Genomic DNA, 21,623 nt, shown 5'->3' on the forward strand with positions numbered 1-21,623 from the left:
CGGGCGATGACAGCCTGATTGGCGGAAGCGGCTCGGATCTGCTCTTCGGTGACGATGGCAACGACGTGATCACCGGCGGATCCGGCGCCGATCATTTCCAGTTCGATCTCTACAGCAACGGAGTTGATACCTTCGATTTTGGCTCGGATGTCGTCACCGATTTTGAGGTCGGTGATACGCTTGAAATCAAGGGATGGGGCCTTGGCGACCTGTCTGTCAGCGTCACGCAGAGCGGAGCAGATACACTGCTTACCGCAGAAGCGGGTACCAGCCACGAAAGCAGCGTCCTGCTGGAAGATGTGCTGGTGTCGCCCGGAGAGTGGGACCTGAACGGGGATACCTTCACCCTCTGGGGATAACCGAACAACATAACTTGCTTTTGGACGGGCGCCGTTTGGCGCCCGTCCGGTTCACGCTTTCGATAGTCCCTGTCATTGACGCGGCAAGCGTCCGAGCAGCACCACTAGGAAGATACAGCGTGACCGTCAGACCAAGGTGACGTGGTGCAATCGACACCATTCCTGGTGAGTTTCAGTCAGCCATGACATTTTGGACCGCACGGACCAGCCACAGGACGTCCTGGTCACGTAGCCGTGCCACATTGATGCGCCCGCCTTGTACGACGTGGATGCCATGGTCGCGGGTTAGCGCGACTTCCTGGGATTTGGTCAGCGGCAACAAAGAGAACATCCCCTTCTGCCGACCGAGAAACGTGAGGGTTCCTGTGCCATAGGTATCTTGTTCCGCTTTGACGATCGTCTCACGCATCTGTGCCACACGATCCCGCATCTGTTCGAGTTCATCCTGCCAGAGCGCCTTGAGCTTGGGGTCTTGCAGGATGGTGCGAACAACAGAGCAGCCATGGTCGGGCGCGTGTGATGCCCCCGAGCGGACGATTGCGGTGACCGCCCGTTTAACGCGATTGCGATCTGGGGTGCGTGTTTTGACAAAAAGTGCCCCGGCGCGATCACGATAAAGGCCAAAGGACTTGGACAGGGTGATGCAGACAATGCACTCGGGAAACCGTTCCGCAATTTGTCGGGCGAAGTCGCAGTCTGCATCGAAACTGCGGGCGAACCCGAGGTAGGCGAGGTCGATCCAGGGCACAATGCCGCGCTCTTCCAGGATGTCGAGCAGAGCTGCGATTTGCTCTGATGTCATATCCGCTCCGGTCGGGTTGTGACAGGCGCCTTGCATCAGGAAGACATCGCCGGGGCTGGCGGCCCTGAGCCCGTCGAGCATTTCGTCAAAAGTGAGCTCGCTGCGGGTCGAATCGTAATAGGGCAGGGATCGGAAGTTCGCCTGCGCCGCGGAGAGAATCGGGACATAGTTGCCGTAGGTCGGAGATTGCAGCCAGACCGTGGTTTTTTTTGGCATTTGAGACAGAAGATCTGCGATCACCCGCAGGGCAACCGCACCGCCGGAGGTTTGTGCCGCGATCCAGTCGCTGCTGTAGGCGTCGCCCATGATCTCGTGGCCGAGCACCGCGCAATACTCCACATCGCCCGTGAGCGCGAGGTAGGACTTGCTGGTCTGGCTTTCGACCAGCCGCTGTTCTGCCTGTTTGACGGCCTTCAAGACCGGGGTCTGTCCCTGCGCGTCCTGATAGATGCCAACCGTCAAGTTCAGCTTGTCCTGCCGCGGGTCCTGAGCGAAATACTCTGCCCCGATCATGATTGGATCTACAGGGTATTCTTCCACCTGCTCAAACATTATTCACCCTTTCCCAGTTCGACGGTCCGCCTAAGGCATGCTGTGATCGCACGGGGCATCATCGTGCCGCCTTGGTCGTCAGTCATTACTTTTTCAGCCGCATGAAGCGTCATGTTGGGCTGCGTCACGCGCCGGGCGGTTTTTCCGTTGGCATATCGCCTTTGACCGTCGGCGATAACGCAGGCCAAGGTGTCATTTCCGATGAATGCGATTTTCTCCATGGCTCAAAAGCGGGTAATGACAGTGGCACCCACGGAGCGGAATTTATCCATCTCCATCAGGGCCTGAGGGGCATCGGCAAGGCTGATCTGCTCTCCGACCAGTCGTGCCGGATCCAGCTTGCCGCTGGCGACGAGGTCAAGCATCGCGCCGTAGCGATGTGCCTGCATCCCGTGTGAACCAAGCAATTCGATTTCCTGCCCGACGATCTTTGGCATTGGAACGGTCGGTGCCGCGTGCTCACCCAGCATCAGACCCACCTGCACATGCTTGCCCCGCGACCGCAGGCAGAGGATTGAATTGGTCATAGTTGACGGGTGACCAAGTGCGTCGAGAGAGACGTGGGCACCTCCGCGGGTGATCTCCCGAATGGCCTCCGGCACGCCGGCCTCCCTACCGTTTAGCACCGTCACGGCGCCAAGCTCCTTCGCCAGCGTCAACTTAGCTGGATCAAGGTCCACGCCGATCACGTTGGCCCCACAAGCCGAGGCGATCATCACGGCGGACAGGCCTACGCCGCCGCAACCATGCACAGCCACCCATTGTCCTGCGCTGACCTTCCCTTGATCTACCACCGCCCGAAATGAGGTTGCAAAGCGGCAACCAAGGCTCGCGGCAGTGGCAAAATTCATGGTCTCGGGCAGGCCGACAAGGTTCAGATCGGCCTGATGAATGCCTACGTATTCCGCAAAGGATCCCCAGTGGGTAAAACCCGGCTGTTCCTGCTGCAGGCAGACCTGCTGGTTGCCGGAATGGCATTCGGAACAGCTGCCGCACCCACAGATGAATGGCACGGTGACCTTGTCGCCAACCTTCCATTTTGTGACGTCATTCCCAACGGCCTCGACGACGCCAGCCAACTCGTGGCCAGGCACATGCGGCAAGTCGATGTCGCTGTCGTGTCCCATCCAGCCATGCCAGTCGCTGCGGCAGACGCCGGTGGCCGCAACCCTGAGGACAACGCCATGCGGCTCTGGCGTCGGGTCGTCCACGGTAACCAGCTTTGGCGCGCTTTGGAATTTTTCGAAAAGGACGGCTTTCATGGCAGGATCTTTCGCTGAAGAGTATTTTGGACGAGATCATAGTCTGGATGAGGGAAATACCTTTGCCAATCCTCCCCATATTGCGCAAATCTGGAGTGGAGTTCCCTATGGAATCGTCATTATTGAAAGATATCTACCCATGCCTGACATCGACGCCGTCAATGCCGAGATCTTGACCCTGTTGCAGGAGGATGGCCGCATGACCAATGCCAAGTTGTCCGAGCATCTGGGTATGAGCGAGACCCCCTGTTGGAGGCGGCTCAAACGTCTTGAAGAAAGCGGCATCATCGAAGGTTATCAAGCCAATCTGAGCCGTCGAAAGCTCGGCCTCGGCGTTATGGCCTTCGTCCAGCTGCGCTGTTCCGAGCATGATCAAGCCGCGACGGCAGAATTTCAGCGCATCGTTGAGACGACACCGAACATCCTGGCTTGCCACAACACGACCGGCGCGGATGATTTCCTGCTGATCGTGGTTGCCCGTGATCTCGATGATTACAGTGGTTTCGTCGACAGCACTCTGAGGCGGCTACCCGGTGTCACCAGCATTCGGTCCAACCTCTCATTGAAAGAAATGAAGGCGTCGAGCAAGCTGCCCGTCAGTGCAGCATCAATGAAATAGACTGCCGCGCAAGCTGGTTTTCCGTCGTGTTTGAATCGGAGCCTGTAACCGGCCGCCGGACTGAACCTGTGCCCGCGACAGACCTTTGCGAAGATCTGGGCGTTCATGCGCGGTCTCGTACTGGAACGCTTGGGCGAAGATGGAAACGCCATAGCTTCGCCGGGATGCGGAAGAGGCGCGTTGCCACCGCAGGGGCATTGCCAGGGGAAATCTGTCCGTGATGCGGGGCAGGGGGGACAGCCACGACCCCAGCCATTGGATTCGGTGGAGATCGGAACGGGGAACCATGCCGTAGCGTGGAATATCGCCTGCGCAAAGGTTGCGGTCGATGCGGCACAGCATTGCGTTTGCAGCATTGAAACCATCACTTAGCAGTTGATTTCAGGCGATTGTTGCTGGTGTGCGCGGTCCATTGTTTGAAAACTCCATCCTCGGCGGCGTCTACTCCTTCTTGACAGAGTAAATCCAGTTTGCCTAAGTCCGGCCATTCTGGTCCGGCTGGGAATACCATCCGGGTAAAAGGGAACATGGTAAGGCGTCGGAACAAGACGTCAAAACCATGACTGCCCCCGCAACTGTGAGCGGAGAGCAATGCTGCGATATGCCACTGCCCCGAGAGGGGGCGGGAAGGCGCGGCAAAGCTGCGACCCGCGAGTCAGGAGACCTGCCAGAAGGATCACCCAGTCCGGGTGCGGGGCGCGCCGAGGACGACGGACTTCCGTAGTGGTGGCAATTGAACCGTCTGTGGAAGCATTGCCTTCCAAAGACCGATGATTTGTACATGTTGCCCGCGATGGGCAGCCACTTTTCCTGCACCGAATGTGCAGGCTGGGAGAACTGAAACGATGCGCAAGGTAAGCTTGTCCCTGGCCGCCACCCTGATGGTCACTACCCCCGCAATTGCAACCGCCCAGGAGGCGGAGATCATCGATCTGGGCGAACTCATCGTCTCCGGTGGTTTTACCCCTGTCGAGGCGCAGAAATACGGTCGCTCGGTTTCGGTCGTGACCAGCGAAGAGATCGAACAGCGCGGCATCACCACGGTTCAGGATGCGCTGCGCTCGGTTCCTGGTCTGATGGTCACCGGTGCAGGTGACAGCTTTACACAGGTCCGCATCCGTGGCGCCGAAGCCAACCACACCCTGATCCTGATCGACGGCATCGAGGCCTCGGGCGGCGACAGCGACTATATCCTGTCTGGCCTTGATACCGCCAATATCGAGCGGATCGAGGTGCTGCGCGGCCCGCAATCGGTGTTCTACGGATCCAACGCCTCGGCGGGTGTGATCAACATCATCACCAAGAGTGGCGGCATCGGCACCGAATACGGTGGCAGCGCCGAAGTCGGCTCGGACGGCTACCGGGCATCGGCGCGGGTGTCGTCCCGGACCGAACGCGGAGGCATTTCGCTCAACCTCGCCCATGATAATGACGATGGCTACGACTTCTCCGGCAGCGGCGGCGAAGAGGATGGTATCCGCCGCAACACCGCGCAGGTGAAAGGCGACTACCTTGTCACCGAGCGGCTGAAGCTGGGCTTCAACCTGCGTGCCTCGGAAGAGCGTTTCGACAGCGACAGCACCTCCTTCACCGCCACCGATGCGGCCAGCTATGTGGTGGATGATCCCACCCAGTTCAGCGACCGCGATGAACAGCTGGCTCAGATCTTTGCCGAGCTCGACACGTTGGGCGGACGCCTGAGACACCGTCTGTCTTACGAGCGTACGGATTTTGACCAATCCTACAACGGCGGCGCCCTGACCGAGACAAAGACGGAAGCGGCGAAATACCTGCTAAGTTTTGGCCTTGATGGCCAGTCGGTAGAGCTGACAGATCACCTGCTGAACGCCATTCTGGAATGGGAAGAGGATTCCAGCCGTTCCAATCCGGCCTTTGCGCGCAAAACCAATTCGATCGCGCTGGAATACCGTGGCAGCTTTGCCAATGGTCTGGATCTGCAACTGGGCGTGCGCCGCGACAACAACAATGCCTTCGAAGATGCCACCAGCTGGAACGCCAGTGCGTCCTATACCTTTGCGGGCAGCGGTGTGCGCCTGCATGGCTCGGCCGGCACCGGTATCGTGAACCCGACCTATTTTGAGCTCTTTGCCAACAGCACCTTTGGTGCCACTACCTATCTGGGCAATCAGAACTTGCAGCCCGAAGAAAACCGCAGCTTTGATCTGGGTGTCGAGGTGCCGTTCCTGCAGGGGCGCGGGCTGGTTGATGTGACCTATTTCGACGAAACGCTGACGGGTGAGATCGAAGCCTATATGGTGAATGCGACCACCTTCTCCTTCCGCAATCAGGCCGGAGACAGCGAGCGCAAAGGTGTCGAACTGGCGGCCAGCCTTGAGGCCACGGAAAACCTCGATCTCCGTCTGTCCTACACCTATCTGGATGCCACCAACCCCAATGGTACGGTCGAGGTGCGCCGCCCCGAACACGAACTGCTGCTGAGCGCCACGCTCGACACTTTCAATGGCCGCGGGTCCATCACTGCGGATGTTCGTCACGTGGCGGGCAACTGGGACAGCCAGTTCTTTGGCACCTATGCCACGGCCGAACTGCCGGATTATACCACTGTCGATCTCTCTGCCCAGTATGAGCTGAACCCGAATGTGGTCCTGACCGGTCGTGTCACCAATCTGTTTGACGAGGAATACTCGGACGTCTGGGGCTACGCGAAACGCGGCCGCGCCGCCTATATCGGCGTCCGGGCCTCCTTCTGATCGATGCGCTGGCTGCCCGGCATAGCCCTGGCCCTTTTCTGGGCCGCCACCGGAGCCTTTGCCGGGCCGTCGCGCGTTGTTACGATGAATCTCTGCGTGGATCAGATGGCGATGATGCTGGCCGCGCCGGGACAGCTGATCTCGATTTCCTTCGTCGCCCGGGATCCGCGGGCCTCGGCCATGGCCGAAGAGGCGCAGGCCTATCCGGTCAATCACGGGCTGGCGGAAGAAATCTACCTGCTGAAGCCGGATCTGGTGATCGCTGGCGCATCTTCGGCGCCTGCAACGATGGATATGCTGCGCCGCCTTGCCGTGCCGGTGGCGGAATTCGGGCCAGCCTTTTCGCTGGAGGATGTCCGAACCCGCATCGTTGAGGTAGGTGAGGCGCTGGGCCGTCAGGAAGCCGCGCGCCGGTTGCTGGCGGATTTTGACCAGCAGCTGGAGTTTCTGCGGGCGGATGCCCCGGACAACCGCCCGCGCGCCGCGCTTTATGCGGCCAACGGATATACTGCAGGCAGCCAGACGCTGGCCGGGCAAATCCTGGAGGCGGCAGGATTTCGCAACATCGCCGATGAACTGGGCTATTCCCATTCCGGCCAGCTGCCGCTGGAGCTGCTGGTGCTGTCAGAGCCGGATCTGCTGGTCGGCACCACCGCCTATCCGCGCAATTCCCGCAGCGAGGAAATCCTGAAACATCCGCTGGTGCGCACGCTGGCCGGGCGCAGCGGCGCCGGGGAAATCCGCAATGCCGACTGGATCTGCCCGACACCGCATGTGTTGCGCGCGGTAGAGACACTGGCGGCAGAGCGCCGCGCCTTCATGGAACGTGAGGCCCGCCAATGACCCGGCTCATGCTGTGCCTCTCGGCGGCGGTGCTGGCACTGTTCCTGATCTCCCTGACGGTGGGGCCTGCAGATGTCGGTGTGGGCGAAAGCCTGGCGGCCCTGTTTGACGATGGCTATGGCCCGCTCAGCCTTGTGATGCGCGAAATCCGACTGCCGCGGGCAATCCTGGCCGCGGTCATCGGCGCCGGGCTGGGGCTGGCGGGCGCGGCGATGCAAGGCTACCTGCGCAACCCGCTGGCCGAGCCGGGGCTGATCGGTGTGTCCTCCTCGGCGGCGCTGGGGGCGGTATTGGCAATCAACACCGGCCTCGCTGCCACCGCCACGCTGGGCCTGCCGCTGTCGGCGCTGGCTGGCGCTCTGGGCGGTGTGTTTCTGGTGATGGCGCTGGCCGGGCAGCATGGGGGATCACTGACGCTGATCCTTGCGGGTATCGCCATTTCGGCAATGGCAGGGGCGCTGACCTCGCTGGTTCTGAACCTCTCGCCCAATCCCTTTGCTGCTAATGAGATCGTCTTCTGGATGATGGGGTCGCTGTCGGACCGCTCGATGCAACATGTCTGGCTGGCGCTGCCCTTTGTTCTGGCCGGGATGGTGATCCTGCTGCCGCTGGGGCGCGGGCTGGATGCGCTGACTCTGGGCGAGGATGCTGCCCAGACCATGGGCGTGAACTTGAGGCAGCTGCGCTGGCTTCTGGTCGTCGGCACTGCAAGCATTGCCGGTGGCACCACGGCAGTTGCGGGCGCCATCGGCTTTGTCGGGCTTGTGGTGCCGCATATTCTGCGTCCGTTCGTCGACGGGCAGCCCTCGCGGCTGCTTTGGGCCTCGGCCCTTGGCGGCGCGATCATGTTGCAACTGGCGGATATTGCTGTGCGGCTGATCTTGCCCACCCGCGATCTCAAGCTGGGCGTGGTCACCGCGCTGGTTGGCGCACCCCTGTTCCTGCACTTGATCTACAAGACGCGGAAGGGGCTGGCATGAGCGTGCTTTCGGTCCAGAACCTTTCTGTGACCCTGCGTAGCCGTCCGGTGCTGCGCGATGTGTCCTTTGAGATTGGCAAGGGTGAGTTTGTCGGCCTGCTGGGTCCGAATGGCGCTGGGAAAACCAGCCTGATGCGGGCGGCGCTGGGGCTGATCCCGGCTACGGGCAGCAGTTCGCTGGCCACAATGAATGCTTCTGAAAGAGCCCACACGGTGGCCTGGATGCCGCAATCGCGCGAGATCGCCTGGCCGATCCCGGTGGAGCGACTGGTGGCGCTGGGCCGTCTGCCGCATTTGCCGCAGGGGCGGCGACTGCCAGCCGCCGATCAGGCCCTGGTGGATCAGGCAATCTCTCGCATGGGACTGGACTCGTTCCGCAAGCGCGCCGCATCGCGCCTGTCAGGCGGCGAGCAGGCCCGCGCATTGATCGCCCGGGCACTGGCCCAGGATACGCCGCTTTTGATGGCGGATGAGCCCTCTGCCGGGCTGGATCCCTCGCATCAGATCTCCACCATGGAGGTCTTTGCCAGCCTCGCCGTCGAAGGGCGCGCGGCGCTGGTGTCCCTGCACGATCTGGGACTGGCCGCCCGTCACTGTACGCGGCTGATCCTGCTGGCCGAGGGCGGTATCATGGCCGATGGCCCTCCCGCCGAGGTGCTGACGCCCGATCTGATGGCGCGCGCCTTTGGCATCTCGGTCTGGCACGAGACCACAGCGCAGGGCCCGATATTCCAGCCGCTGGAGGTGCTGTGATGGGCGCGGTCACCCTGCAGCGCCCATGGATCGAGTTTGATCTCGGCGCCGAGATGCAGGTGCTGAGCTGGGCGGTGAACCGGCCCGGATTTGTCACCGCTCGCCGCATCCTGTGGCGCGAGGTCAGGAACAGCGACCTGCCGCGCGATCTGGATGTCACCGAATGGTTCGCAGGCGAGCTGGCGCAGCGCGGCGGCAGCGACGCGGTCGCTTTCCTCACCTCACGGGATGTGCGGCACTATTGCGAAGCCTTGGCCACGGTCGAGGGGATCTCGGCCCAAGCGGTGGCGACCGTCGGCTTGTCAAACGGTGAACGGATCGGCAACCGGGTGGATTACTCCCGCCGCGACTGGGGCACCATCAATGTCGCGCTGCGCCTTTCCGAAGGGCTGACGCAGGCCGGGCTGATTGAGGCGCTGAGCATCGTGGTTCAGGCCCGCACCGCAGCCGTGATGGATGCGGGGTTTGAGCTGCCGGGCGGCGGCGGAACAGCAACCGGCACCGGCACCGACTGCGTCGCGGTTGCTGCACCTGCCGGGGCAAATCCCTATGCCGGGCTGCACACCGCCACGGGCGAAGCCACCGGAAAAGCCGTCTACAAGGCCGTCCACACCGGCGCGCTGGAGTGGAAGGTGTCCAACGCCCGGAGGGCGGTCGATGCTTGAGCGCGTGAATATGCCGACAGCGGCGTTGACGCAGGCGGGCCGCGCCTGCACCATCTGGCCGGGTCACGACCGTCCGGCAGACTTCCATTCGGCGCGTTTTGACCGCGGCGCTGAGCAAACCAACCCGGGACTTCCGGGCCACTGACGGAGGCTGCTATGTCCTTTGCCCCTCTTTTCGATTTCATGGCCCGCGGCGGCCCCGCCCTCTGGGTCATTGGCGCGCTGTCGGTTCTGACCCTCGCCCTGTTTCTGTGGCGCCTGATCGGGCTGGCACAGGTCGGGGTCTGGCGCAGGCCGCAATCCGAAAGATGGTTGGATCAATGGCGGGCCGGGGGGGCGGTGCCTATTGCACCCGGGCGCACGCCGCTGGACCGGGTCACCCGGTCGGCGATGGTGGCGCTCCTGACGCCCGAGTTCAGCCCCGAGACCGCAGAAAAGGAAACCACCCGCATCGCCAAGGCCGAGCTGGCCGCCCTGCGTCATGGTCTGCGCCCGCTGGAGCTGATCGCGGCGATTGCGCCGCTGGTCGGCCTCTTGGGGACCGTTCTGGGCATGATCGGCGCCTTTCAGGCCCTGCAGGAAAGCGGCAGTGGCGCGGATCCTTCGGTGCTGGCCGGCGGCATCTGGGAGGCGCTGCTGACCACGGCTGCGGGCATGGCCGTGGCGATCCCGGCCTCGGCGCTGGCGTCCTGGATCGAAGGGCTGGCCGAGCGTGAACAGGCCCGGATGGAGGATGCCGCCACCCGCGTCTTCACCGCAGCCGCCGCCCGCCCATCGCTGGAGCAGGCCGCGCAATGACACTGGCCTTCGGAGCACCGCGCCGGAAAAAGCGCATCAGCCTCGCGCCGATGATCGACGTGGTGTTCCTGCTGTTGGTGTTCTTCATGCTGGCCTCGCAATTTGGCCGCGACCGGGTGGTGCCGCTGACCATGGGCGGGGCAGGAGCCGCCTATCAGGGGGCACCCCGGCTGGTGCTGGTCACGGCGGATGGTTTGCATCTGAACGGGATTCCCGTTGCATCCGAGGCTCTGGCAGCGCAGCTGATCCCGCTGACGCAGGAGATGTCGGACGCCATCATCCTGCAACCGGACAAAACCGCGTCGCTCCAGCAGCTGATGGATGCGGCGGTGCTTCTGACCGATGCAGGCTTCACCGGCCTCGTGGTCATGGAGTGAGCGGCTTGGATTTCTCCACACCAAAAAAGCGCGAAACAGGTGAGCCGATCCTGCCGATGATCAACGTGGTCTTCCTGCTGCTGATCTTTTTCCTCCTGTCCTCGCAAATCGCGCCGCGCGCGCCCTTTGCGGTGGTGCCGCCGAAACTGGAGAGCGGGGATCCCTCGGCGCCCGAGGCCGTGCTGTTCATGGCCGCCGATGGCCGTCTGCATTTTGCGGGCGCGCAGGATGAGGGCGCCATCGCTGCGGTGACGGCGCAGGCCGGGCAGATCGGGGTGCTGACCCTGCGGGCCGATGCCGAGGTTCCGGCGCATGAAGTCGCGGCGCTGATTGCCCGGCTCAGGGCGGCGGGCATCGCATCGGTGACATTGACCGGAACCGGATCATGAGCCGTATCGCGCTCTTTCCGGCATGCCTTGCCTCGGCGGCGCTTTTGCACGCGCTGCCCTTTGTGGCGCTTCCGGATGGCGGCACAGAGGCAGAGGGCAGCGGCGGCACGGGTCAGATCACGCTGGTGGCGGCCTCGGCTGAGCTGGCCCAGCAGGTGTCCAAATGGCGGCGCCCGCAGGAGATCACCACTCAGATGTCTGCCGTAGTGCAGCCCGCTCCAATCGCCAATCCGCAGCCCGTCCCGTCTGCCAGCCCGTCCTCTGTGCCGGACCTTCCAACCTCCGCTCCGGCCGTGCTGGCCCCGGCGGCCCAGGCAGAGGCCGTACCCGAAAAACCCGCATCCCCACCGCCGCCGCCTGCTCCCCCACCGCCTGCGCCTCCGCCGGTTGCTCCGGCACCGCCTGCGCCAGCCCCGCCGCCCGAACCGGCGCCAGCAGCTGAGGCTCCGGCAGAGGCAAAACCGGCAGCGGCTTCGGTGGCCGTGAACCAGCAGGCCGCAGGCAGCGGCCAGCGCAGCGCCCGTGGTGACAATGGGGGCGACGAAGCCAGCACCGGAAACGCTGCCCGGGATGCCAAGCTGAAACGCCGCTGGGGCGCGGCCATCCTGTCTAGGATTGAACGCCAGATGCGGCGCCCGCGTGGCGGCGATCAGGGCAAAGCCCGCGTGCGCCTGAAAGTTTCGACCCAAGGACGGCTGATCGGGGCCTCTGTCGTGCGCAGCTCCGGCAGTTCGACGCTGGACCATGCCGCATTGCAGGCGGCGCAAAAAACACGGTACCCACGTGCGCCCAAGGCGCTGGCGCCGGGTACCTATACCTTCGATTTCTCACCCCGTTTCACTAGGTGACGCTTGCAGTTCAGCGTCCTCGGGACAGGAACAAGGAGTACAGTAAATGCCGCGCAGGACTTGCCGGTCGGGAGGCATTTCTGTGCCACTGGATGACCGCTGGACACCTGCTGACCGGCAACCGTGTCAGTCGGCGATTTCTATGCGGACTGTGTAGGGGGCGGAACGCACCAAAGGTGCGATATCGCCATCGAACGCCCCGAGACGCACCAAGCCGCGGGAGTTCTGGAACGGTTTTTAGAAGATTGCCAGATTGCCCCAAGGCGCATATAACGTGATGTCGCCGGTTTCGGGCTTGTAGCTTGCCGGTGCGCCTGTTGTGTCAAGTTTGCGGGGCAGGTCGGAAATTTTTTCAATTCCGTGGTAGTCCGTAAGGGTCAGCTCAAGCGGCAGCATCGCCGCAAAATCCCGTCCGGCAGCAGTATCATCCAGCGTTGCTGAGAGGCGGTCTTCGCCAAATATGAACTCGATTTTGGTCATGGTGCCTTCTTTCTGTGTCGCTGTACCAGATGTTTCTGCCACGACGGGAGCGGACAGCGCGAGCGCACTCATCAGTGCCAAAGCCGGAGTTTTGAGCCAGTTCACGTTCATTGTCCTCCTCAGATTTCCTGAAATGCGACCAAGGCGTAATTGAGTGTCCGGCCTTGGCCATGATGATCAGGCCTTGGTCATGTCGATGACATAGCGATAGCGGGCCTGCTTTCTGACGACCTTTTCACAAGCCGCGCCGATCTGATCCGGAGTGATCATTTCATAGGTCGCTGCGATGCCGTGATGGGCGGCAAAATCAATGACCCGCTGCGTTTCGGCGATGCCACCGGTCATCGAACCTGCCAGGCTTTGACGGCCGAACCCCATCATCATGCCATGCGCCCCTTCGATGGGGAACAGCGCGCCAACATTGACCAGGGTCTTGTCGAGCTTGAGCATATTGAGGAATGGTTGCATCGGGTAGGCCACCGGCACCGTGGAGAGCATAAGATCAAAACTGCCCATCTGGCGGCGCATGGCGTCTTCATCGGACCAGAGATAAGCCTCGGACGCACCAAAGGATTTCGCGTCCTCCAGCTTATCCTTGGATGTGGTGAAGACGACAACCTCGGTACCTTTTGCAGCGGCGAGCTTTACCGCAAGGTGGCCAAGACCACCCATGCCGATCACGCCATAGCGCTGCCCGGGCTGCAAATCCCAGTGGTTGATCGGCGAGAAAGTCGTGATACCTGCGCACAGCAGAGGCGCAAAACCCGCGAGATCCACCCCCGGCGGAATGCGAAGCGCAAAGTCCTCTTTCACGACGATCTTCTTCGAGTAACCACCATATGTGACCCCGCCCGAGATCTTGTCTGGGGAGTTGTAGGTGAAGGTGGTGCCATTCAGGCAATTCTGTTCCCGGTCAGCGAGACAGTTCGCACATTCGCCGCAGCTGTCGACCATGGTGCCTACACCTGCGATGTCGCCTTCGCGGAACTTGGTCACCTCGGCGCCGACGCCGGTGACGCGGCCCACCATTTCATGGCCAGGGACCAGCGGAAAGGTCGGCATCCCCCAGTCGCCTTTGTAGGTGTGGATGTCCGAGTGGCAGATCGAGCTGTACAGGATTTCGACCACCACATCCTTTGGACCGGCTGCACGGCGAGGGATGGTGTGCGGTGCAAAGGATCCGCTGGTGTCGAAGGCGGCCCAGCTTTGTACATTGCTGGCGCCAAGCGGGCTTGCGGCCTCCTGCGCCTTGGCCTCGCTGGACAGGGCCGCAGCGGCGAGCGGGGCGGTTGCCATGGCCGCGGTGCCGCCAAGGAAGGACCGGCGGCTTTCGCCCTCGCGGGTCAGGATTTCGGCCTTTTGGTTGCAGGCTTCACACATGGGAATCTCCTTGGACGGTTGGCTACGAGGTACAGGACCAAGATACTCCATTCTCCGCATTGGATAATCCCGGCCTGCTGCACAGCATTCATGAGAAGCCGTCATGAATGCTGTGCAGAACAGGCCCATGATCCGGCTGGCGGAGCTCTCTACCTTTTGTCCTATCCAACGCGATCAACCAAAAAGGACAAATGCCATGAAACTCATGCTCACGGCCCCCGCGCTCATGCTCGCCGCCTCAACCGCCTTTGCCCAATCCGTGGAGATCAGCCGGCACGAAGACCGGCCCGGCCAAATTGGAAGCGGCACGGTCTTTACCGGTACGGCCTATATCTCCCCTGTATTCGGCCCCCAGATGAATAATGTCAGCGCTGGCGAGGTGACGTTTCTTCCCGGCGCCCGCTCTGCTTGGCATACGCATCCGGCAGGGCAGCTGCTGGTCGTTACCCATGGCACCGGCTGGACCCAGGAGCGCGGTCAGGACAAGCAGGTCATCAAGGCCGGTGATGTGGTCTGGTGCCCGCCCGGTGTTGAACACTGGCACGGCGCAAGCGACAGCACATCGGTGACACATTACGCCATTCAGGCGGTGGTCGATGGCTCGGCTGTCAGTTGGGGTGACAAGGTCACGGAGGAGGAATACCTCGACTGAAGCGCAACTTAATCATCGATTTCATGAAGGCCGGACATAGATTGTGGAAGAACGACCATGAGCAACAACACACAAATCCCGGCCCCTTTCATGATACGCGAGAACATCAACGACCTGATTGCCTTTGCTGCTGTTGCGGAAGAGCGCAGTTTCACGCGGGCTGCGGCACGGCTGAACGTGTCGCAATCCGCGCTGAGCCATACAATCAAGGGGCTGGAGCAGCGGCTGGGCTTGCGCCTTCTGACCCGCACCACACGCAGTGTTGCCCCGACCATCGAGGGAGAGGACCTGCTTGCCACGCTCAACCCCTGTTTCGAGAAGATCGAAAACCGGCTGCAGGCGCTGAATGACGCGCAGGATCAGCCAACGGGGACAGTGCGGATCGTGGCCGTGGAATACGCCATCGAAAGCATCCTGTGGCCCAAGCTGTCGCCGGTGCTCAAGAAGTATCCTTCGGTGAATATCGAGTTTGTCATGGACTACGGCTATACCGATCTGGCGGCGTCACAATGCGATGCAGGGGTGCGCTATGGTGATCAGGTCAGCGAGGGGATGATCGCTATGCGGATCGGCCCGGATGAGCGGATGGTCTGTGTCGGTGCCCCTGAGTATTTCAAGGAAATGGGCACACCAAAGGTGCCGCAGGACCTGTCCGATCACCGCTGTATCAACCTGCGTCTTTCCACCCACGGCGCGCTTTATGCCTGGGAGTTTGAGGACAAGGACGGCAACGAGATCAACGTCAAAGTCAAAGGTCAGGCCTGTTTCAACACGGTCAATCCAGTGATGCAGGCGGCCACGGATGGGCATGGTCTTGCCCTCATCCCGGAACGCCTTGCCCAGTCGCGTCTCGACAGTGGCGCGCTGCAGATGTGCCTTGGCGATTATTCTCCCTATTTTTCGGGCTTCCACCTTTATTACCCCAGCCGCCAGCGCCCGTCCTCGGCGTTCAGCGTGGTGCTGGAGGCTCTGCGTGAACGCGGCTGAGACCAAAGGAAGGGTATGAGGCTAGGCATTCATGAAATGGCATCATGAGTGGGGTGATCAGGACGGGCATTAAGCTTTCGGGAAAAGGGGCCACATCATCACGCAGAAGCAACCCAACAGGAGATCCCGATGAAGACCTCTATTGCCGCCTCTGCCTTTGCGCTGATGACCAGCCCGGCCTTTGCCCAGGATGTGAAAACCACGCTGCCCGATGCAGTGGGGCAAGTCTCCCCGGCGCTGGAAGCCTATGCCACGGATACGATCTTCGGCTCGGAATGGACCAATGAGGCGCTGTCGATGCGTGACCGTGCACTGCTGACATTCGCAGCGCTTGTGACACGTCACGAAACGGAAAATCTTGGCAGCTATGTCGCTCTGGCACTGGACGCGGGCGTGACCCCGGCAGAGCTGTCCGAGACGATCACCCACCTGGCCTTCTACACTGGTTTTGGCAATGCAACTGCAGCGTCCGAGGCCGCTGCGCCTGTGTTTGCCGCTCGCGGCGTGTCGATCGATGCCTTGCCGCCCGTGTCCCCGGATCTGTTGCCGCTCAATGAAGAGGCCGAAGCCGCCCGTGAAAAGTTTGTCAGTGGCCTTTATAGCGACGTCAGTATTGGTGTTGTCGACAACACCCGCGAAGTGCTGTTTCTGGACCTCTGGCTGCGCCCGGATCTTGCCCCCCGCGACCGCAGCCTTGTGACCGTCGCCGCCTTGATCGCCGCAGGTCAGCCCGAGCAGATGACCTTTCACCTGAACCGCGCCATGGACAATGGTCTTTCGCAGGAGGAAGCTGGGGCCATGCTGTCGCACCTTGCCTTCTACGCGGGCTGGCCAAAGGTATTCTCGGCCATGCCCATTGCCAAAGAGGTGTTTGAAAATCGCGGGCAATAAGACCGTATGAAGATTCGGGAAAGGCAGCAAAAGTCAGAAGGAGAGATGCATGAAGATCGGAATTCTGGGCTCCGGCCTCATGGGCGCCAAGCTTGGTTCACTCTGGGCAGCCTGTGGTCATGACGTGTGTTTCTCCTATTCTCGCAGCACTGCCAGGCTTGCGCGTCTCGCAGGCGATTGCGGCGGAACATCGGGCACGGTTGCCGAAGCGGTCGCAGGAGCGGATGTGCTGCTTCTTGCGGTGCATTGGTCACGCATCGACGATGCCCTGCAGCAGGCCGGAGATCTGGCGGGAAAGGTCGTGCTCAATTGCTGCGTGCCGCTGAATGACAGCAACACAGAGCTGGTGGTGGGCACAACGTCCTCGGGCGCCGAAGAGCTGGCCAAGGCCCGGCCCAAAGCCCGCTGGGTGTCGTGTTTCAACACCATCCCGTCCGAGAGTTTCCGGCCTGTGTTTGACCGCAAGGGACAAACGCCCTCGCCGCAGGTCTTTACCTATGGTGATGATGCGGAGGCAAAAGAGATCGCAGGAACGCTGATCCGGGACATCGGGTTTGAACCGCTTGAAACCGGGGGGCTGCGCAATGGGCGTTTTGTCGAACCCTTTGCCATGGCGACGGTCGAGCTGGCCTATGTGCAGCCTGGCGGTCCGGCGCTGACCTATCGATTTGAAAAACTGCGCGGCTGACCGCGCATGAAAGGAGATCAACCATGAAAATCATCCGTTCCGGCAGCGCGCCGTCCAAACCGGGCCCCGAAGACTGGTTCACCGGCTCGGTCCGGATCGACCCGGTGTTTCAGGCCGAAGACCCCGGGCGGGTCAGCGGTGCCCATGTGACATTCGAACCCGGCGCCCGCACCGCGTGGCACACTCATCCGGCAGGGCAAACCATCATCATCACATTTGGCCGCGGACGTGTGCAGCGCGAAGGCGGCCCCGTCGAAGAGGTTAGCGCAGGCGATGTAGTCTGGTTCCCGGCTGGTGAAAAACACTGGCACGGCGCATCGCCTGACACCGCCATGAGCCACCACGCCATCCAGGAAAGCATCGATGGTGTCGCCGTTGACTGGATGGAGAAGGTCAGCGACGAAGACTACAACGGCTGATCTTTGGGGCGAGCAGGCGGGTTAGACCTGCTCGCTGCCCAAGGGTCTTGCATCGGCGATAGTTGCCGCGGGCATCAAGGACGCATGGCACAGTGCGCGCCGCCTTGGCGTTCCGCCATTAATGATCTGAACTCATCAGTGGGTTCAATTCTGCATGGATTATCGCAGGAGCCTGCCTGCCATACGTTCCACCCCATCAGATACGCACTGGAACTTCTGCCGCTCGATCGACGGCAGGGGAGCCATTGGCGATACACTATGACAAAGGAAAACCCCAATGATCCTTAAAGAAACTTACACTCTTTCCAATGGCGTCGAGATTCCGAAACTTGGTCTTGGCACCTGGATGATCGACGACGCGGTAGTTGCGGATGCGGTCAAGGCGGCTGTGAACCTTGGCTATCGCCACATCGACACCGCGCAGGCCTATGCCAACGAACGCGGTGTTGGCGAAGGAGTCCGTGACTGCGGCGTGGACCGCGGCGAGATTTTCGTGACCACCAAGCTGGACGCCGGCATCAAGACCTATGACGAGGCCAAGGCAGCCATCGACGGCTCTCTTGCCACGATGGGGTTGGACTATATCGATCTGATGATCATCCACAGCCCGCAGCCGTGGGAAAATTTTGCAGGCGACGACCGGTACTTCGAAGGCAATCTTGCCGCGTGGAAAGCGCTGGAAGAGGCGCTTGAAGCAGGCAAACTGCGCGCCATCGGTGTGTCCAATTTCCAGAAGGAAGATCTCGACAACCTGATCGAGAACGCCACCGTCAAACCGATGCTGAACCAGATCCTGGCCCATATCAGCAACACGCCCTTTGACCTGATCGACTACACCAAGAGCAAAGGGATCCTTGTCGAGGCCTATTCGCCTGTCGGTCATGGTGAGCTGTTCAAGAATACCGAGGTCGGCGCAATGGCCGAGAAATACGGCGTCAGCATCCCGCAGCTTGGCATTCGCTATTGTCTGCAGCTGGGCCTGCTGCCTTTGCCGAAGACCGGAAACCCGGATCACATGGCCAACAACGCGGCGGTGGATTTCGAAATCTCCGACACAGATATGGATGCACTGAAGTCCATCGAGAAGATCAAGGACTATGGCGAACATAGTTTCTTCCCGGTCTACGGCGGCAAGATGTAAGCGGCGCCTTCAGGATCGGCCGATACTGAAACAACCGTTGGGGCCTGTGGTCCCGCCGGTCTATTTGTCGGTTCTGCTTGGCGTGCCCGCGACAGTTAGGGCGCGAGAATACGGGCACATGGTGGGCTGGGACCATAGTCACGGGGTCGGAATGATCTTTGGCCCCGTGCTTTGGATGATCGACCTGGGTCTGGTGGTCGCCGGGCTGATCTGGCTGGGGCGCGGGGGCGACGGGACGTCATCGCAGCGCAAAGCGTCCGGCGCGCAGTCCGAACTCGATATGCGATTTACCCGTGGCGAAATCGATTCATAAGAATACGCCGCGCGCAAAAATTATTGATTTCATAAGCTTGCGGGCCGCTTGGGGGAGCTTCCATATAGCCGCTGCAAGGATCATAGCCGTTGCAAGGATCGTCGGGCATAGGCAGTGAGAGAGATCTGAACGCATCAAAAATGCCTCGACTGTGTGTTATTCGAATTTTAGAATGTGATAAGCGCACGAGATGAGGGAGGATTCAGACATGCGTGGAATGCTATTGGGCCTTTGTATAGCCGCCATCGCGGCGCCTGCACTGGCGGATAAGGTCGGCATCACAAAGGACATGATGAGCGTGACCGTGACAACGCCTGGCGGCGCTGTTGAGATCAAGCGCAATCAGGATCCCGAAGCGCGTCTGGGTGAACCTTGGACAAAGACCTCGCGCCCCTGTCCCAATTTCTGCATCCAGCCGATGACACCGGCACCCGGGGTGACGACCATTGGCGAGCTGGAGGTGCTGGAGTTCCTGAAATCCGGGGAGGCGTTGCTTGTCGATGGGCGCGTTCGCCCGCAGTACGAGCAGGGCACAATTCCGGGTGCCATGTCGGTGCCTTACACCGAGGCTGCCGACCGGTTGGAGGAATTCGGCTGCGAGGTGGATTTCGATGGCTGGATCTGCGAGGGCGAGGTGCCGTCGGTGGTCCTGTTCTGCAACGGGCCATGGTGCGGCCAGTCCCCGACGGCCGCGCGCCGCATGATCGAGGCGGGCTTCCCGGCCGAGAAGATCTACTACTATCGCGGTGGCATGCAGAATTGGAACATGCTGGGCCTGACCGTGGTGCCGGGCGGCTCCTGAGGCGGCCCAGACCGATTTGCTATGGCGCGCGCCTTGAGGTGGATGATGCTGCAAGGCGCGCGCAATCGGGTCCGGAAACCGGGCAGGCGGTGCCTCAGGCGACCACCCGGTCTGCCTCCCAGGACCCAGCAGCCTCCAGGATCCGCTCGGGATTGCGATAGGCATCGCGTAGCAGCCGTTCATACAGCGCGCCTTCTGACTGCCGCGTGACGGGGCCGCCGATCAGCGCTGCAAGAGCCTCTTCCAGCGCATCGACCGTGCCGGAGCCTTCGTCGAATTGCGCCTTCTTGCGCCAGACCAGATCCGGCGGCAGCAGGTCTTCGCAGGCTTTGCGCAGGATCCACTTTTCCGTCGTTGCGCCGGTTGCATCCGGAGCCGCAGGATCGGTGCGGCGCATCTTCAGATCTGCGGGGATGGACTGGGCAAAATCGATCAGCTCCCGATCCAGGAACGGAGTTCGGGCCTCGAGGCTCTCGGACATGGTGACGCGGTCGACCCGTTGCAGATTGATGTTGTGCATGGTGCCAAGGGACCGGGTCAGCTCATGTGCCAGTGCTCGGGGATCGTCGACGTAGCCGTGGTGATAGGTATAGCCGGCGAACAATTCGTCGGCGCCTTCGCCGGTCAGTACCGCCTTGAGCCTGGCCCGGGCCAGCCGTGCTGCGAACAGGGTAGGGAGGGCCGAGCGCACCAGATCCACATCAGCCGATTCCAGATGATAAAGGACATGCGGCAGGGCTTCGGCCACGTCCTGCGCGGTAAAGACCGTCTCGTAATGGTCTGATCCGATATGTTCAGCCACGGCGCGCGCGGCAACCAGATCGGGGCTGCCCTTGGTGCCGACGGCAAAGGTCTTGAGCGGACCCAGCCCCTGTGCCTTGCGCGCCTTCTGGGCAAGCGCCGCGATGATCGAGCTGTCCAGCCCGCCGGAGAGGAAGCTGCCCACCTCCACATCCGCGACCATCCATTTGGCAACGGCTCCCTCCAGTACCAGACGCAGTTCCTGCGCAGTGCCGTCGATATCGAGATCCGGGCCCGCTGCGGCAGCGCCCTGAGGCGTGCGGTACCATTGCCGCCAGCCGGTGCGGCTGTCGAACAGATGCCCGGGCGGGACCGCTTCGACCTGCTCGACCGGGACGCCGTCAAAGGCCTTCAGCTCGGAAGCGAAGACCAGCCCATTGCCCAGCCGCGCCATGTATAGCGGTTTGATCCCCAGTGGATCGCGCGCGGCAATGATGCGGTCTTTGGTAATCAGAACAAAGGCGAACATGCCATCCAGCTGGGTGACCCAGCGGGAGCGCCCGGAGCGGAACAGGTGCAGGATCGTTTCACTGTCAGAAGCCGTCTCAAACGCCGCATCGCCTAAGATTGCCCGCAGATCGGCGTGGTTGTAGATCTCGCCATTGGCAACCAGCATGTCACCTGTCTGGTGGATGGGCTGGGCGCCGTCCTCGGGGCCGATGATAGACAACCGGCAATGGGCCATGGTGAAGGCGGTCTCTGTTGCAAGGGGCTCTGTCTCAGGCGTATCCGCATGCCGGAGGACATGCACCTCGTCGGGGCCGCGATGGGCGATCTTCGCGATCATCTCCTCGGCCAGCCCGGCATCGCTGGTATTCCAGAAACAAACAAATCCACACATGGTTCTTGGTCCTCAATCGGTTCCATAGCGGTCGCCATAAGGGCGGGGCCGCTTTTTGCGCGCGCCGGGCCGTCCTTGCCATGACAGGCCGCGCTGCGCTGTCTTGGCGGCGGCGGGGCAAGGGGGCTGCTGATCGGCTTTGGCCGATGGGCGGGCGCCTTTAAAGTTTTGCGGCACCATGGCTATACTCGGAGTCGCTGAAGACCCGAACTTTGGCGGGTTGACGGCCAGATGCGCATCGATTCATGTA

Annotated in this window: 24 protein-coding genes, 1 pseudogene and 1 riboswitch; of the genes and pseudogenes, 20 read left to right on the forward strand and 5 right to left on the reverse strand. The window is 61.7% G+C overall.

The annotated features are described in order from the left end of the window. Positions 1-359 (forward strand): annotated as a pseudogene (locus tag C6W91_RS18875) (hypothetical protein); the annotation flags it as partial. 172 nt (positions 360-531) lie between these two features. Here C6W91_RS18875 and C6W91_RS18880 read toward each other — a convergent pair. Both C6W91_RS18880 and C6W91_RS18885 read right to left on the reverse strand, forming a co-directional pair. Beyond that, complete coding sequence (locus tag C6W91_RS18880; protein ID WP_370571351.1) at positions 532-1,713, reverse strand: aromatic amino acid transaminase; 1,182 nt, start codon at positions 1,711-1,713, stop codon at positions 532-534. 224 nt (positions 1,714-1,937) lie between these two features. Next, a complete protein-coding gene (locus tag C6W91_RS18885; protein WP_370571352.1) occupies positions 1,938-2,975 on the reverse strand; it encodes a zinc-dependent alcohol dehydrogenase family protein in 1,038 nt (345 codons plus the stop codon). On the opposite strand from C6W91_RS18885, the gene C6W91_RS18890 reads away from it, so the two are divergent. The 11 genes from C6W91_RS18890 to C6W91_RS18940 all read left to right on the forward strand — a co-directional run bounded on the left by C6W91_RS18890 (position 2,974) and on the right by C6W91_RS18940 (position 11,978). After that, positions 2,974-3,594, forward strand: coding sequence for an Lrp/AsnC family transcriptional regulator (locus C6W91_RS18890; protein WP_370571353.1), 621 nt, complete (start codon positions 2,974-2,976; stop codon positions 3,592-3,594). The genes C6W91_RS18885 and C6W91_RS18890 overlap by 2 nt on opposite strands. A 473-nt stretch (positions 3,595-4,067) precedes the next feature. Continuing rightward, positions 4,068-4,281: riboswitch (cobalamin riboswitch) on the forward strand. Positions 4,282-4,439: 158 nt separating this feature from the next. Beyond that, positions 4,440-6,326, forward strand: coding sequence for a TonB-dependent receptor plug domain-containing protein (locus tag C6W91_RS18895; protein WP_370571354.1), 1,887 nt, complete (start codon positions 4,440-4,442; stop codon positions 6,324-6,326). A gap of 3 nt (positions 6,327-6,329) precedes the next feature. Beyond that, complete coding sequence (locus C6W91_RS18900; protein ID WP_370571355.1) at positions 6,330-7,169, forward strand: ABC transporter substrate-binding protein; 840 nt, start codon at positions 6,330-6,332, stop codon at positions 7,167-7,169. Next, complete coding sequence (locus C6W91_RS18905) at positions 7,166-8,149, forward strand: iron ABC transporter permease (protein WP_065271038.1); 984 nt, start codon at positions 7,166-7,168, stop codon at positions 8,147-8,149. The genes C6W91_RS18900 and C6W91_RS18905 overlap by 4 nt, the downstream gene beginning before the upstream one ends. Continuing rightward, a complete protein-coding gene (locus C6W91_RS18910) occupies positions 8,146-8,901 on the forward strand; it encodes an ABC transporter ATP-binding protein (protein ID WP_370571356.1) in 756 nt (251 codons plus the stop codon). Before C6W91_RS18905 ends, C6W91_RS18910 begins: the two co-directional genes overlap by 4 nt. After that, positions 8,901-9,566 (forward strand): adenosylcobinamide amidohydrolase, encoded by a 666-nt coding sequence (locus C6W91_RS18915; RefSeq protein WP_370571357.1) that lies wholly within the window; start codon positions 8,901-8,903, stop codon positions 9,564-9,566. Before C6W91_RS18910 ends, C6W91_RS18915 begins: the two co-directional genes overlap by 1 nt. Next, positions 9,559-9,711 (forward strand): hypothetical protein, encoded by a 153-nt coding sequence (locus C6W91_RS18920; RefSeq protein WP_370571358.1) that lies wholly within the window; start codon positions 9,559-9,561, stop codon positions 9,709-9,711. The genes C6W91_RS18915 and C6W91_RS18920 overlap by 8 nt, the downstream gene beginning before the upstream one ends. Positions 9,712-9,722: 11 nt before the next feature. Continuing rightward, positions 9,723-10,364: a MotA/TolQ/ExbB proton channel family protein gene (locus tag C6W91_RS18925; RefSeq protein ID WP_370571359.1), complete on the forward strand. Its 642-nt coding sequence runs from the start codon at positions 9,723-9,725 to the stop codon at positions 10,362-10,364. Further along, positions 10,361-10,741 carry a biopolymer transporter ExbD gene (locus C6W91_RS18930; protein ID WP_274840157.1) on the forward strand — a complete coding sequence of 127 codons (381 nt, stop codon included), beginning with the start codon at positions 10,361-10,363 and terminating at the stop codon, positions 10,739-10,741. Before C6W91_RS18925 ends, C6W91_RS18930 begins: the two co-directional genes overlap by 4 nt. Before the next feature lie 5 nt (positions 10,742-10,746). After that, the gene (locus C6W91_RS18935; protein ID WP_065271033.1) at positions 10,747-11,130 is read left to right on the forward strand and encodes a biopolymer transporter ExbD; all 384 of its coding nucleotides are present in this window, start codon (positions 10,747-10,749) and stop codon (positions 11,128-11,130) included. After that, positions 11,127-11,978, forward strand: a complete 852-nt coding sequence (locus tag C6W91_RS18940; RefSeq protein WP_370571360.1) for a TonB family protein — start codon at positions 11,127-11,129, stop codon at positions 11,976-11,978. Before C6W91_RS18935 ends, C6W91_RS18940 begins: the two co-directional genes overlap by 4 nt. Before the next feature lie 237 nt (positions 11,979-12,215). Here the strand turns inward: C6W91_RS18940 and C6W91_RS18945 are convergent, their stop codons facing one another. Then, positions 12,216-12,563 (reverse strand): cyclophilin-like fold protein, encoded by a 348-nt coding sequence (locus tag C6W91_RS18945; RefSeq protein ID WP_370571361.1) that lies wholly within the window; start codon positions 12,561-12,563, stop codon positions 12,216-12,218. 72 nt (positions 12,564-12,635) lie between these two features. Further along, positions 12,636-13,838 (reverse strand): NAD(P)-dependent alcohol dehydrogenase, encoded by a 1,203-nt coding sequence (locus C6W91_RS18950; protein ID WP_370571362.1) that lies wholly within the window; start codon positions 13,836-13,838, stop codon positions 12,636-12,638. A 196-nt stretch (positions 13,839-14,034) separates the two neighbouring features. Between C6W91_RS18950 and C6W91_RS18955 the strand changes: the two genes are divergently transcribed. The 8 genes from C6W91_RS18955 to C6W91_RS18990 all read left to right on the forward strand — a co-directional run bounded on the left by C6W91_RS18955 (position 14,035) and on the right by C6W91_RS18990 (position 19,731). Then, positions 14,035-14,490 (forward strand): cupin domain-containing protein, encoded by a 456-nt coding sequence (locus tag C6W91_RS18955; protein ID WP_370571363.1) that lies wholly within the window; start codon positions 14,035-14,037, stop codon positions 14,488-14,490. A 57-nt stretch (positions 14,491-14,547) separates the two neighbouring features. After that, complete coding sequence (locus tag C6W91_RS18960) at positions 14,548-15,477, forward strand: LysR family transcriptional regulator (protein ID WP_370571364.1); 930 nt, start codon at positions 14,548-14,550, stop codon at positions 15,475-15,477. Positions 15,478-15,606: 129 nt separating this feature from the next. Next, positions 15,607-16,368, forward strand: a complete 762-nt coding sequence (locus tag C6W91_RS18965; protein WP_274828184.1) for a carboxymuconolactone decarboxylase family protein — start codon at positions 15,607-15,609, stop codon at positions 16,366-16,368. A 49-nt stretch (positions 16,369-16,417) separates the two neighbouring features. Next, complete coding sequence (locus C6W91_RS18970; protein ID WP_370571365.1) at positions 16,418-17,056, forward strand: NADPH-dependent F420 reductase; 639 nt, start codon at positions 16,418-16,420, stop codon at positions 17,054-17,056. Between the two features lie 23 nt (positions 17,057-17,079). Next, positions 17,080-17,475, forward strand: a complete 396-nt coding sequence (locus tag C6W91_RS18975; protein WP_370571366.1) for a cupin domain-containing protein — start codon at positions 17,080-17,082, stop codon at positions 17,473-17,475. Positions 17,476-17,752: 277 nt separating this feature from the next. After that, positions 17,753-18,616 carry an aldo/keto reductase gene (locus C6W91_RS18980; RefSeq protein ID WP_370571367.1) on the forward strand — a complete coding sequence of 288 codons (864 nt, stop codon included), beginning with the start codon at positions 17,753-17,755 and terminating at the stop codon, positions 18,614-18,616. Between the two features lie 151 nt (positions 18,617-18,767). Continuing rightward, a complete protein-coding gene (locus C6W91_RS18985) occupies positions 18,768-18,929 on the forward strand; it encodes a hypothetical protein (RefSeq protein ID WP_370571368.1) in 162 nt (53 codons plus the stop codon). Between the two features lie 208 nt (positions 18,930-19,137). After that, entirely contained in the window at positions 19,138-19,731 is a 594-nt protein-coding gene (locus tag C6W91_RS18990) for a rhodanese-like domain-containing protein (RefSeq protein WP_370571369.1), read from the forward strand. Positions 19,732-19,825: 94 nt separating this feature from the next. Here C6W91_RS18990 and asnB read toward each other — a convergent pair whose 3' ends face one another. Beyond that, positions 19,826-21,373 carry an asparagine synthase (glutamine-hydrolyzing) gene (gene asnB / locus C6W91_RS18995; RefSeq protein WP_370571370.1) on the reverse strand — a complete coding sequence of 516 codons (1,548 nt, stop codon included), beginning with the start codon at positions 21,371-21,373 and terminating at the stop codon, positions 19,826-19,828. Between the last annotated feature and the right edge of the window lie 250 nt (positions 21,374-21,623).

The sequence above is a fragment of the Phaeobacter sp. SYSU ZJ3003 genome, from assembly GCF_041300735.1.
In the GTDB taxonomy this organism is placed as follows: domain Bacteria; phylum Pseudomonadota; class Alphaproteobacteria; order Rhodobacterales; family Rhodobacteraceae; genus Phycobacter; species Phycobacter gallaeciensis_A.